Annotated in this window: 9 protein-coding genes and 1 pseudogene; 5 read left to right on the top strand and 5 right to left on the bottom strand. The window is 63.9% G+C overall.

The window, feature by feature from the left end; genetic code table 11:
* Nucleotides 1–323, top strand: a pseudogene (locus ABJF10_RS09975) (metallophosphoesterase); the annotation flags it as partial.
* A gap of 41 nt (nucleotides 324–364) precedes the next feature.
* A complete protein-coding gene (locus ABJF10_RS09970) occupies nucleotides 365–1,351 on the top strand; it encodes a glycosyltransferase family 9 protein (RefSeq protein WP_348544411.1) in 987 nt (328 codons plus the stop codon).
* Nucleotides 1,352–1,442: 91 nt separating this feature from the next.
* Here ABJF10_RS09970 and ABJF10_RS09965 read toward each other — a convergent pair whose 3' ends face one another.
* Both ABJF10_RS09965 and ABJF10_RS09960 read right to left on the bottom strand, forming a co-directional pair.
* A complete protein-coding gene (locus ABJF10_RS09965; protein ID WP_348544410.1) occupies nucleotides 1,443–5,006 on the bottom strand; it encodes a hypothetical protein in 3,564 nt (1,187 codons plus the stop codon).
* Between the two features lie 63 nt (nucleotides 5,007–5,069).
* On the bottom strand, nucleotides 5,070–6,485 hold the full coding sequence (locus tag ABJF10_RS09960) for a hypothetical protein (RefSeq protein WP_348544409.1): 1,416 nt from the start codon (nucleotides 6,483–6,485) through the stop codon (nucleotides 5,070–5,072).
* Nucleotides 6,486–6,721: 236 nt separating this feature from the next.
* Here ABJF10_RS09960 and ABJF10_RS09955 point away from each other — a divergent pair, with 236 nt between their 5' ends.
* The 3 genes from ABJF10_RS09955 to ABJF10_RS09945 all read left to right on the top strand — a co-directional run bounded on the left by ABJF10_RS09955 (nucleotide 6,722) and on the right by ABJF10_RS09945 (nucleotide 9,713).
* Nucleotides 6,722–7,405 (top strand): cysteine hydrolase, encoded by a 684-nt coding sequence (locus ABJF10_RS09955; protein WP_348544408.1) that lies wholly within the window; start codon nucleotides 6,722–6,724, stop codon nucleotides 7,403–7,405.
* A 48-nt stretch (nucleotides 7,406–7,453) separates the two neighbouring features.
* Nucleotides 7,454–9,055, top strand: coding sequence for a regulator (locus tag ABJF10_RS09950; protein ID WP_348544407.1), 1,602 nt, complete (start codon nucleotides 7,454–7,456; stop codon nucleotides 9,053–9,055).
* 133 nt (nucleotides 9,056–9,188) lie between these two features.
* On the top strand, nucleotides 9,189–9,713 hold the full coding sequence (locus ABJF10_RS09945; protein WP_348544406.1) for a response regulator: 525 nt from the start codon (nucleotides 9,189–9,191) through the stop codon (nucleotides 9,711–9,713).
* 26 nt (nucleotides 9,714–9,739) lie between these two features.
* On the opposite strand, the gene ABJF10_RS09940 is transcribed toward ABJF10_RS09945, so the two are convergent.
* From ABJF10_RS09940 to ABJF10_RS09930, 3 genes are all read right to left on the bottom strand, one after another.
* Nucleotides 9,740–10,150, bottom strand: coding sequence for a cupin domain-containing protein (locus ABJF10_RS09940; protein ID WP_348544405.1), 411 nt, complete (start codon nucleotides 10,148–10,150; stop codon nucleotides 9,740–9,742).
* A gap of 94 nt (nucleotides 10,151–10,244) precedes the next feature.
* Nucleotides 10,245–10,928, bottom strand: a complete 684-nt coding sequence (locus tag ABJF10_RS09935; RefSeq protein ID WP_348544404.1) for an isochorismatase family cysteine hydrolase — start codon at nucleotides 10,926–10,928, stop codon at nucleotides 10,245–10,247.
* A gap of 106 nt (nucleotides 10,929–11,034) precedes the next feature.
* A complete protein-coding gene (locus ABJF10_RS09930; protein ID WP_348544403.1) occupies nucleotides 11,035–12,099 on the bottom strand; it encodes a hypothetical protein in 1,065 nt (354 codons plus the stop codon).
* Nucleotides 12,100–12,269 lie beyond the last annotated feature (170 nt).

Raw genomic sequence — 12,269 nt, 5'->3', positions numbered from 1 at the left:
CCGCGAGCTTCAACTACCAGCACACGCAGGTCTGTTTCTACGGTCACACCCACGCGCCGCGCGCCTACATTCGCGATGGTTCGGTGAAGAGCCAGTTCCTCGACAAGCTGACCGTGGAGCCGGGGAAAAAGTATTTCATCAATTGCGGCAGCGTGGGCCAGCCCCGCGACGGCGACTGGCACGCCTCCTACGTCCTCTATACACCGGGCAAACAGCTCATCGAACTGCGCCGCCTCGAGTACGATATCTGGACGGCACAGGATAAAATTGTGGCCGCCGGCCTGCCCCAGCGGCTCGCCGATCGCCTGGCCTTGGGAAAATAATTTCCCGCCGGGTGACGGTCCCGGCGGGGCGGGAAAAGATCGTGCCTCTTCCCACTACCTCGGCCTCCGATAGAGATCCGCGCGAGATCCTGGTCATCAAGCCCAGTTCCCTCGGCGACGTCGTCCACACGCTCCCCGCGGTGGCGTTGGTGAAAAAGCGCTGGCCCGCGGCGCGGCTGCGCTGGCTCATCAATCCCGAGTGGGCGCCGCTGCTCGCAGGAAATCCGCATGTCGATGAGGTGGTGATTTTTCCCCGGAATGAACTCCGCGGACTGCGCGGCCTGGCCAGAATCCCGGAGTGGGCCAAGAGCGTCTCCGCCCGCCCGGCCGATCTCGTCCTCGATTTTCAAGGGCTGCTGCGCAGCGGGCTGATCGCCAAATTGTGCCGGGCCAGGGACGGACACATCGTCGGCCTGTCCGATGCCCGCGAGGGTGCCGGTTTCTTCTATCATCAGAAGGCAGATGTGACTGGCATCGACCATGCCGTCGACCGCTACCTTGCGCTGGTGGCCGCGCTGGGAATCGCCACGACGCCCCCGCTGGAGTGGCCGCTGCCGGAAGGGTCCGCGCCCGCTGGTTTCTCGGAGGCCGCGCCCTTCGTCCTGCTTCATCCCTTCTCGCGCGGTGCGGGTAAATCGCTTTCCGTCGGCGACGTTACTTCGTTCTGCCGTGCTCTGGCCCCCTTCCGGGTCGTGCTGGCCGGCCGCAGCGAAGAGTCCGTGCCGCCCGCGGACAACGTCGAGAATCTGCTCAATCGCACGACGCTGCCCGAGCTCATCTGGCTGATCCGCCGCGCGGCCTTCACGGTGAGTGTCGATAGCGGTCCCATGCACATCGCTGCGGCGCTGACGCCGCGCTTGCTCTCGATTCATACCTGGAGCGATCCGCGCAAAGTCGGACCCTATCGACCCGAAGCGTGGATTTTAAAAGACGGGAAGTTGTCTCGGGCCAGCCGATCTAAAGGAGAGGTGGAACAGCCAGCGGCAGACGTCGCTGCCGTGGCGCATTTTGTAGGGGCGCAGTTGTAACGTTACGAGGCAGGTGCCCGAAGGGCTCCCAAAAAACCTGTCATCCTGAGCTGAGCTTGATGCCATGGGTGCCAACCTTGCGCCGGGCGCGTTACTTCGCCGCGAGTTGCTCCCGTAACCACGATTTCAGGTAGAGCAGCGGGTGGGTGTCGGACTCGTAGGCCAGATATTTCAGGAGCAACTCTTTGGCGCGCTTGTTGTCCTTGATCGCGGCCAGCACATCGGCGCGGTAGCGCTCATCCGCGAGCTGGGCGAAGAGGTCGCCCAGGCGGTTGGCGGTTTCGGCGTTGAGGGCGGAATTCTCGTGACCGGCGAGTTGCGCGATGGACAGCTCCAAGGCTGTTTTCCAGTCGTGCTGGCGGACGGCCACGGCCGCGCGGTAGCTCCGGATATCCGCCGCGTAACGGCCATGCGGGAAAGCCTTGTCGTAGGCATCGAGCGCGGCCAGCACGCGCTTCGCGTCGAAGGGTTCCTGTTGCGTGAGCGTCGGTTCGTTGCCGCCTTCCCAACGGGAGGCGCGGGGCCATGTCACCATTTTGGGGAGCTCGATCTGCTCGGAACCGCGATAGACCGCGCGCGCGTGCAAGAGCATGGCCGCCTCGCGCTTTTTGCTCTGCGGATACTTCTCCACGAAAGCCTGCGCCGCCTTCGCCAGTTGCGGATAGTCGCGCGAGCGATAAGTGTCCTCCGGTTCCTTCGCGAGGTTCTCCTGGTTCTTGTCCTTCGCTTTCAGCTCCACGGAAACGAAATGGTTGGCGATGACCGCCAGCCGGAGGAATTCGAAATAGTCCGCGACGGGCTTCGTGGCCGGGTCGGCCAGCGCCGCCTTGACCTCCGCGAGCAACGTCTCATCCACGCTGCTTTCGTGGTCGCCGTTGAATCCACCGCCGATGGCCGAGTTGTTGAGAAACTCGGTGCGCAAATGCGCATACCGTTCCCGAACCGCGGCGCCGGGATCCGGCTCGGAAAGAAATAGCGCGAGGTCGTCGACGTAGTTTACCCAGCGGGCATCGAGGAGTCCCTGGTAGGCGTTGCGCACCTTTCCGCGCAAGGCTTCGGCCTTGGCGCGCACTTTTTTCACGTCGGCCGCGCCGGCTTCTTCTTCCAGGCTGGCGATGCTGACACTGAGTCCCGCAGCGCCATTGCCCTCGTTGTTTTCGACGGCGGCGACCTCCAGCGCTTGCGCTCCCGAGATTCCGCTGCCCGCGGAGCCGCGATGCGGCGACACGTATTCGTCTTCCTTCTTCGGCGGTTTGGGAGCGGTGAAATCCCAGATCACCGCATAGCGTTTCGCCTCCACGGAATCCGCGCATTCGGCGTGCAGGCGATCGTTGAGCTTGCGCGCCGCGTCGCCCCACTGGCGCGCGACGGCGCGCTCGAAAGTATAGGGCGAGACGTCCGCGATCTGCGGCATGACCTTGAGCGCCCGCCAGAGCGCCTGGGCGGTTTGCGGTGTGCCGGGCTGGGCGTCGGAAGCCTCCAGCCACCAATTGAAGGCGTGCCGCAGTTCATCGCGGTTTTCGAGATCCAGCTTGTAGCCGCCGGTGGCGCCGATGAAGGGCGCAGCGTCCGCCCGGCGCACGTCGGCGTCGGCGGAGAAGTCGATATACACGTCGTGCCGCCGCCCATCGGTATCGAGCGGATAGGTGAGCAGCCGCCCTCGCGCCGCCGCCCAGGCGTCGCCGAGCTGGAGACACGCCGCCGCCCGCACCGCGGGTTCCTTCGCCGCGCGCGCGGCGAGAGTGAGCTTTTCCAAATTGGCCGCCACGAGCCCGTATTGCGCGGGCGTAAGGTATTTTTTGGCCTCGTCGAATTGCTCCTTCGCCAGCAGCCGTTGCGCGATGGGCTCGGTGAATTCCAGTCGCCGCACGGGGTCGAGCTTCGGCGTCTGAGCCGCCGCGGCGAGTTCTTCCACGGGCGCAAAATTCAGGAGCGTGTCGATCAACGCCTTCACCTGGATGTTATCGACGCCGTAGGTGATCTGGTAGTGGCGCGGGTCTTCGTCTTCCACTTCCACCGGTTGATCCTTGTCCGTGTCTGGCTTCTCCGCGTCCGGTTTGTCAGCTTCGGGCTTCTTGTCGGCAGCGGGAGCGTCCGGTTTTGGAGCGGCGTTCTTCGGCACCGGCAGCAGTTTTTGCAGGGCCAGCACCGCTTCGCCGCCGCGGTGGTCGTCCGCCAGGGCGAGGGCCATGCGCAACCGCGCGCCGCGAGCGAGCGGACTCTCCGGAATTTTGGTCAGCAGGGTTTCGAGGGTTTTGACCGCGGCGGCGGGTTGCTTCGCCCGATGCAGCACGACGCCGCGGGCGAGCAGCAGGTCGTCGCTATCCTCCACCGCGTCGCCCGCGCTCTGCAGGAGCTTGAGCGCCTGGTCCTGCTGGCCGCTGCCACTGGCCGCATAGACCAGCATCGCCAGGTAACGCGGCTTCCAGACGGCATCCTGATAGAGTTTGCTCTCGGCGGAAATGGCCGCGGCCAGCTTGGGCAGCACTTTCTTTCTCCACCCGCGCACTTCATCCGCGGGATCGATCTTGCCGTTGTAATTGTCGGACTCGGCCGTGTTGACCACGAGGTAAACCAGCGCCAGGGCGGCTGGCGGATGCTTCGCCACCTCGGCGAAAGCTTTGTCGGTGGGCTTGGAGGCGAGATGCGAGAGCGTCCGTTCCACCATCTGCGCCGCTCCGTCGGCGAGCTCCGGATGATCCTCCATGTCGAGCTGCTGCGCGTAACAGCGGAGGGCCGTGCCGAGATCGCCGCCGTCGTAGGCGTAGGCGCCATACCAGCCGAGGGCATCGCCGAGCAGGCGTCCGTGCGGGTATTTGGCAAAGTAATCGTCCCACAGTTTCTTGAGCTTCGCCCGTTCCTTGGGGACGACCTCCGGCGCATCCAGGTCGTAATTGTTGGAGCGCGACTTCCAGAGCTGGCAGCGCGCGGCCATGTAGAGCGCGAACTCGGCGCGCCCGCTCTTGGGAAAATCCTTCACCACTTTTTCAAACCACGGCTGGCTCTCCGCGATGTTGTGCGAGCGATATTCCACCGCGCCGCGGAGGTAGAGCCAATGCGGCTTCAGCGCCGGTGAGGCCTTGGCGAGATGCCGCTCGATGTCGGCGACCAATTCCGGATTCAGCGGCGGCGGTTCGGACGATTCGGCCGGTGGCTTGGCGGAATCGAAGCTCACGCCGAAGCGATCCGCCTGCCCGATGCGCCAGTCGAGATACTCCGCCGTCTCGGCGGCGTTGGCCGGGCCGGCGAAGATATCGCGCACGTCATGGAGGATGCTGATGAGGTCATTGCTGGCGCGGAGGCGGGCGCCGAGCACCATCTTGTCGATCGCGGCGAGCGCTTCCGCCCCGGGCTTTTTCATGAGGCCCAGCAATTCCCTAGCGGTGTCGAGGTCCGGGGCTTCCGCGGCTTCCGGGGAGGTTTCGTCGATGACCTGCTTTGTCGTCTTGGCGGGAAGCTGATCGAGCTTCAGATAATCGGAAAGCGTCTGCAACGGCTCCTCGTAAAAGTCGCCCGTGGCCCGGGCGTGCGGTTGCAGGAGGAGGCCGGCGAGAACCGCGGCCGCGAAGCCGTGGCCCAGGCGCAGCCGCCGGGATTTCACGCCGGAACAAGCACGCCGGAGCGCCGCAAGGTTGTCATTCTGGTCACAGGTCATGGGTCGATAAGTGAAACGCCCTTGGCCGCCCGTTTCTTACAAGAATCAGGGCGCTGGGCGTAGCTACTCCTGCGCGGGCGTTGCAGCGGGGAGAATGGGTTTCCATGCGTCGGATCCCTCGCAATTGAGGATGCGGTAATGAATCTGGGCGAGGGTGGCTCCGGGGGCGAGTTGAAGCAAGCCGGTTTGCAACCGCGACCGCGCCGGCAGATGGCTGAACCAGAATGTCAAACGCGTAGCCAAAGGGACGGCGACCGGGGTGGGCTTTTCCGCGTCGGGACGGGCGTGGCTGGCCATGCGCCAAAAATCCCCAGCCAGCGCATCGCGAAACAACGGCGCGGGCGCATCGATTTCCAGCGCGTAGCCGCGATCGAGATCGCCCTTGGCCCCGGAGAGGCGCGCGGGCAGATCCTGGTCCGAGTCGTTGACCAGCTCGAACCGATCCTCCGCCACGGCCCGCAGAATCAGGCGGGGCGCTTCGGCGGCGGCGAGCGCACCGAGGTCCGCCGTTGACCAACCCGACGGATCCGTTTCATCGGCGAGGCGAAAGAAGATGGTCCCTTTCGCGCCAGCGTCGCGCGCGGCGGCAAAGACTTTGGCCAGGGCCGCGCGATCGACGAACCGCGACGCAACGATCTCCTCCTGGGCCACGGCGGTGTGCGCGACGCGGGTGTCGCGGTCGGCGCGGAAGAGAGTCACGCCGAGGCGCGTGGGCCCGAGGGTGCGGAGATTCTTGTGGAAACAGAAATCGTCCCACGACCAGTTGGGAATCTGCCCGCGCGACAGCCCGGTGCGGTCGAACACGGTGAGCCGGGCGAAGGAAGGCAGGCCGGCCCGCCAGGGAACGGGACAGGTGCTCCACGTGCGCAAGGACGCCGCGACGCTCTCCGGGTCGAGGAGCGGTGGTGGTGGCGCGTCGCTACTCACGCCGGTGGGGTCGGCTTGCATGTCGTAAAACATGGGCGCGATTTCCTCGACGCTGTGGGCCAGCGCGGGAAAGCCGCGGAGCGCGGGCCAGCGGGTGAGCGCGGTGATCGAGAGATGCGGCACGGTGCGGCGGAGATTGGCCAGCGCCGCCGCGTAGTCGCCGAGCAGGCGATCCGGGCAATCGAAGTCGAGTTGCAACTCGCCGCCGTGGGCCGCGCCTGGCAGCGCTTTGAGGAGGGCCGGCATCGCGGGTGCGGCAAAGGGCGCTTTTTCCTCGCTGGTCAGCCGCACGACCGGGACGACATGGAATCCCGGCGCAAGGGTAACGAGCGGGAGCGGCGCGTGCTTCCATCGCCACACGCCCTGGCGATTCTGCATCTCCCCGACGTTCCAGTAGAGGGTTTGCACATTCTGCTTCGACAACCCGTCCTTCTCCTCCGCCGTGAGCGGCGCCGCGCGATGCCAGACCCAGAACGCCCGTTCAAATGCCTCCGCCGCCCGGCTGGACGCGGCCAGGAGGAGGAGCGCAAAACAGGCTAATAGGCAGCGCATCCCGTCTGTGTAGCATCTTTCGCGCAGACGCGCTGCCGAGATTCGCCCACCGGGGCTGTCCCAGATGTTGCAGCCGGAACACTTGCAACACCCTGCGGGGCCCTTGCGGTGGTGCGTGCTGGCCTCTCCGCCAACTTTAATCTACTGAACGGAAGCCACTTCCTTCTCCCCCCGGACCCGTTGGCACGCCACAGGCTAAATCGGCGCGCGGCGTGTTCGCCACGCCTTTTTTGCCCATGAGTACCAACGGTCACCTCACCATCGAAGCAGAACCCTACGAGTACGTCTTCGTCCCGTCGGAAACCGCCCTGCTGATCATCGACATGCAGCGCGATTTCCTGGAACCGGGCGGCTTCGGGGAAATGCTCGGCAACGACGTCTCGCAGCTCCGCCGGACGATCGAGCCGAATATCCGGCTGCTGGCCGCCTGGCGGGCCGCCGGCCTCCAGGTGATCCATACGCGGGAAGGTCATCGCGACGATCTGATGGATCTGCCGCCGGCCAAGAAAATCCGCGGCCGAAGCCCGACGAGTATCGGCGATGCCGGTCCGATGGGCCGCATCCTGGTGCGGGGCCAATCGGGTCACGACATCATTCCGGAACTCTACCCGCGGTTTGGCGAGTCGGTGATCGACAAGCCGGGCAAGGGCGCCTTCTGGTCGACCGACCTGCACGCGATCCTGCAGCATCGCGGGATCAAGAATCTCGTCGTGACCGGGGTGACCACGGAGGTCTGCGTGAATACGACGGTGCGCGAGGCCAATGACCGCGGCTACGACTGCCTGGTGCCCTCGGACTGTGTGGGCTCCTACTTTCCCGAGTTTCACGAGATGGGGCTGAAGATGATCAAGGCGCAGGGCGGCATCTTCGGCTGGGTCTCGCACTCCGACAAAATCATCCCCGCGCTCGGGCATCACTGAGACGCGCTCCGTCGCGTTCCCTTTTCCAACCACCACCAAACGCAATCAATGACCACCACCATCGCCAAACCAAAAATCTGGGTGCCCGGAGACTGGAATGCCTTCTTCGGCTTCGGCACCAACATCCTCGTCAACCTGCTCACCCTGAGCGGCCTGCTGCTCTATGTGCTGAAGATGCCGCCCGACATGGTCTTCAAGCACATCCTGCCGGCGGCCGGCATGATGATGTGCATGTCCACGTTTTACTACGCGTGGCTCGCCTACAAGCTGGCGAAGAAAACCGGCCGCACCGACGTCTGCGCGCTGCCCTCGGGCATCAGCGTGCCGCACATGTTCATCGTCACGCTGGTGATCATGCTGCCGATCAAGCTCGCCACGGGCGATCCGATGAAAGCGTGGCAGGCGGGGCTGACGTGGGTTTTCATCCAGAGCTTCGTCCTCATGGCGGGCGGCTTCCTCGCGCCGATAGTCCGGAGGATCACCCCGAAAGCCGCACTGCTCGGCGCGCTCGCCGGGGTGTCGATCTCCTTCATCTCGATGAAGCCCGCGCTCGAGATGTTCATGACGCCGCTCGTCGGTGTGGTCTGCTTCGCGATCATCATCGTGAGTTGGTTCGGCGGGGTGAAGTTCGGCGGCGTTCCCGCCGGTCTGGTGGCCATCGCCGCGGGGACCCTCATTGCCTGGGGCTCGAATCTCTTCGGCTTCAACTTCGGCGGGATGCACCTCGAAGCTCTGAAGGCGGCCAAGGACGGCTTCAGCTTTTCCGCGCCAACCCCGGTCATCGGGCTGGTTTTTGGCGGACTGCATTGGGATCTGTTGAAAGTCATCCTCGTCACCGCGATCCCTTTCGGCATCTACGATCTCGTCGAAGCGATGGATAACGTGGTCAGCGCCTCCGCCGCCGGCGACGAATATCCGACGACGCGCGTGCTGACCGCCGACGGCGTGATCAGCCTCATCGGCTGCCTGATGGGCAATCCTTATATCAACGCGGTCTATATCGGCCACCCTGGCTGGAAATCGATGGGCGGCCGGATCGGCTATTCCGCGGCCACCGGCGTGATGGTCATCGTGCTCTCCTGGTTCGGCGTCATCTCACTGATGACCGCGCTCATCCCGGTCGTGGCGATCTCGCCCATCCTGCTCTACATCGGCATGCTCATCGGCTCACAGGCTTTCCAGGAAAGCCCGCACAAACATGCGCCGGCCGTGGTCATGGCAATTATCCCGTCGCTGGCCGCGTGGGGCAAATTGCAGATCGATAACTCGCTCGGCTCCGTGGCGGGCATCCATCAAGTGACGCCGGAGATGATCGCTTCAATGGCGCAGACAGGCGTGTTTTACCACGGCCTCTCGATCCTCGGCGGAGGTTCGATCCTCGCTGGTGTCGTGCTCGGGGCGATCACGGTTTACATCGTCGATCGGAAGTTCATGCAAGCCGGCGCCTTCGCCTTTGCCGGTGGCGTGCTGACCTTCTTCGGCCTCATGCACGGGGAAGCGATCGGGATCAACCAGACGCCGACCGTGGCGCTCAGTTACCTGGTCGTCGGTGGCGTGCTCGTCGCCTGTGCGAAGTTTGCCACTGTCGAAGCCATGGCGCCCGAAGCGGAAGAGGCCGAAGAGCTGCCCGGGGCGCTGGCCACGGAGTAAGACGCGGAACGCGAGATAGCGAAACAACACAACCCGGTGCGCGTGTCTTGGTCACGCCACCGGGTTTGTGCTTTTCGGATCGATGACAGGCCTCGCAGTTGCACTTATAGTCACTATGGCGTATGGAGGGCCCATGGCCGGCGAATCACTGAAGTTCCCCGATGTCTCGAAAATCTTTCCCCAAGCGGAGCTGAACAAGGTCAAGCCGCTCCAGGTCGCGATTTCCGGGGACCACCCCCGTGTCTTGCTCGCAGAGGACGATCCGGTGCATTCGCTGACGCTGTTCCATTTCCTGTCCCAAGCGGGCTATGAGGTGGTGGTGGCCGTGACGGGCCCGGACGCGATCACGGAACTCCGCAAGGCGGATCATCCCCCGGTGGCCATCCTCCGCGCCGAACTGCCGGGGATGAAGGGGGTCGAAATCTGCCAGCGGATGAGCGACGCGGGCAAAAACCTCTTCCTGATTCTTTACAGCGAACAACCGACCACCGAGCAGATCGTGGCCACCTTGGAGGCGGGCGCGGACTTACACCTGCCGAAATCCATTCCGGCGAAGGAATTGCTGGCGCACGTGAAGGTCGGCTCGCGCATCATCGCGCGCGAACAGGCCATGGCGCACCGGCTGGAAGAGCTTTCGGGAAAGAGATCGAAGGAGTAGCGCAGCGGGCCGGGAAGGCCGCTTCGCTAAAGGCCGGGCTCCGGCTCTTCTTCCAGGAATTCCACCGGCTTCTCGTAGATCGCCAAGACGATGCAGCCGGCTTCGCTGACCACGCGGTGGATGGTGCCAGGCGGGTTGACGACCAGCGTGCCAGGTCCGGCCTCGCCGTTTTGATCCCGCTGGCTGCCGGTGAGCACGAAGATATGTTCAAAACCGAGATGGGTGTGAAGGGGCACCTTGCCGGCTTTGTTGAAACGAATGAGGGCCGCGGAGGGCCCGCTCGTGGGATCGCCATAGACCTGGTAGATCTCCAAACCGTCCTTGAAGGGCTGCCACGGAATCTCGTGCTGCCACTGGGCGATGTTGAAGAGATTGGAAAGTTCGAGGCGGGGAAAGCTCGGAGCGGGTTCGGTGGCCGGGGCGGGTTTTATTTCCACAATGCGCATCACGATAGGCAATTGTCCCTAAACGGAAAGGCCGATTCCGGGCGAGCCGGGGCCGCGGCACGACGATGCGGTGGGCCGGGAGGGGTCAACTGATCGCCTTGATGAAAGCGTCCGACGTAGCGACGGCGCCGAAGACACCGCCTTGCATCTTGATCATCTTCAAGGCGGCGAGGTAATTGCCGTGATCGGTCGCGCCAGTGCAATCCTCGAGCATGAGGCATTCGTAGCCGCGGTCGTTGGCCTCGCGCATGGTGGTGTGAACGCAGACGTCGGTGGTGATGCCGGCGAGGACGATGTTCTGGATGCCGCGGCGGCGCAGCAGCATGTCGAGGTCGGTGGCGTAGAAGGAGCCTTTACCGGGCTTGTCGATGATGGGTTCGTCCGGCAGCGGGGCGAGCTCGGGGATAAGGTTCCAGCCGGGTTCGCCGCGGGTGAGGATGCGCCCGCAGGGGCCGGGGTCGCCGATGCCCGCGCCGATGCGCTGGCTGCGCCAGAGTTTGTTTTCCGGGAGATCGGAGAGATCGGGGCGATGGCCCTCGCGGGTGTGAAAGATGTGGTAGCCGAGCGGGCGGGCGGCGGCAAAGACGCGCTGGATGGGACCGATCGGTGCGCGGGTGAGCGAGAGATCGTAGCCCATTTTATCCACGTACCCGCCTGGGCCGCAAAAATCCGTCTGCATGTCGATGACAAGGAAGACGGTGTTTTCGGGGCGCAGGTCGCCGTTGTACGGCCACGGGTAAGGATCGGATTCGACGGTGCGTGTGGTCATAGGCGGAAATGAAAAGGCGCCGGGCGCCGCCTGCGCGTCTCAACCAAGGAACGAAACGCAGGCGGCACCGCGGAACACCGATTCACCCAAATTGAAGTGGAATGCTCTAGAAGAAAACCGAGATACCGCCGTAGGCCTGCCAGGTATCGAGCACGCGCTTCTCCGGATCGTTGAAGGCCTGCATGCTGCGGAGGCTTTCGTCCTCGAAGTTCATGTATTTGAAGCCGGCGTGCACGGACCAGTGGCCAGGGCCTTTGATGAATTTCAACGGGATGGACGCTTTCAAGCCAAGTTCCCAGATGGCCAGCGTGGAGGTGCTGCCGAAGTAGTTGCCGTAGAAGCGATCGTCAACGAGTTGGATGCGGCACGGCGCTTCGATTTTCAAGTCGCCGCAATTCGTGAAGGTGTAGGAAGGATCGATGCCGATTTCGAAGTAGAAGCTCGAAAAGGGTTGCGGGTGACTGCCTGAATTCGGGTTGGGCCCGAACACGGCTTGCCCGACATCGGCAGCGGTGGATTTGTTCTCGAGTTCCTGCCAGTAGCTCACGTAGGGATGCAGCGAAAACGCCTTCAAGAAGTCGCTATCATCGAAGCTCAGCTTCGTCTCCAAATGGTGCGAGGTCTCGATATCCTTATAACGCTCGATAAAGGCGGTGTAGGTCACGTCGAGCTTGAAGCGCTTGGCGAAGCCGACCGAGATGCCGCCGATGGGATCGAATTCCGACCAGTTCGTCTTCGGATAGGCCGTGGCCGCCCGTTTGGAGACGAGGCTGGTGCCGAAGTCCCACCAGCCGCCGCCGACGATGGTGAAGCTATTGATGAATCCCTCGCCCTTGTAGGCGTTCAGGAAGATGAGCGCCAGCGGCTGGATCGTGAGGCCACGATCGCGGACAATCTGGCCACGCGGAGTGACGTATTTGTCGGCAAACTCCACGTTTAACAGGACGTTGAAAAGCGGACCCTTTTCCGGCGGCGCGACCGCCTTGGTTTCCTTCATGTCCTTGCCATCGTCGCCGAGGCTGGTGATGGGCGTGCGGAGAGCCGCGGCCGCCGCGCGGGACGAGGCGAGCGAGTCGGCCGCCGAGGCGAACGGCACCGCCAAGGCGGTGAGCAGCGTCGCGATGCCTGCGGCGAGGTAAGGTCGATAGCGGTGAAAGAGCGTGGATTTCATGCAGTGGTTGGTGATGCGGTGCGTGTGGTTGGTGTGAATCAAATTCACGCGCCGCCTTTAGCCGCTGCTGTGCCACGAAGATGCGACGGCGTTAAGTGCCTGGAAGAGAACACGTAGAGAAATCTCCGCCGGGAGACGTTTCAGGCGGCTGGCGTTCCGTCTGTTGCGTG

The organism is Chthoniobacter sp. (assembly GCF_040003245.1).
Classification (GTDB): domain Bacteria; phylum Verrucomicrobiota; class Verrucomicrobiia; order Chthoniobacterales; family Chthoniobacteraceae; genus Chthoniobacter.
This window is presented reverse-complemented; position numbering and strand designations above follow the sequence as displayed.

Bases quoted from the DNA above. Each gene is read 5' to 3' on its own strand.
- ABJF10_RS09955 (WP_348544408.1), top strand. From the start codon at position 6,722: ATGAGTACCAACGGTCACCTCACCATCGAAGCAGAACCCTACGAGTAC.
- ABJF10_RS09950 (WP_348544407.1), top strand. From the start codon at position 7,454: ATGACCACCACCATCGCCAAACCAAAAATCTGGGTGCCCGGAGACTGG.
- ABJF10_RS09965 (WP_348544410.1), bottom strand. From the start codon at position 5,006: ATGACCTGTGACCAGAATGACAACCTTGCGGCGCTCCGGCGTGCTTGT.
- ABJF10_RS09930 (WP_348544403.1), bottom strand. From the start codon at position 12,099: ATGAAATCCACGCTCTTTCACCGCTATCGACCTTACCTCGCCGCAGGC.
- ABJF10_RS09935 (WP_348544404.1), bottom strand. From the start codon at position 10,928: ATGACCACACGCACCGTCGAATCCGATCCTTACCCGTGGCCGTACAAC.
- ABJF10_RS09960 (WP_348544409.1), bottom strand. From the start codon at position 6,485: ATGCGCTGCCTATTAGCCTGTTTTGCGCTCCTCCTCCTGGCCGCGTCC.
- ABJF10_RS09945 (WP_348544406.1), top strand. From the start codon at position 9,189: ATGGCCGGCGAATCACTGAAGTTCCCCGATGTCTCGAAAATCTTTCCC.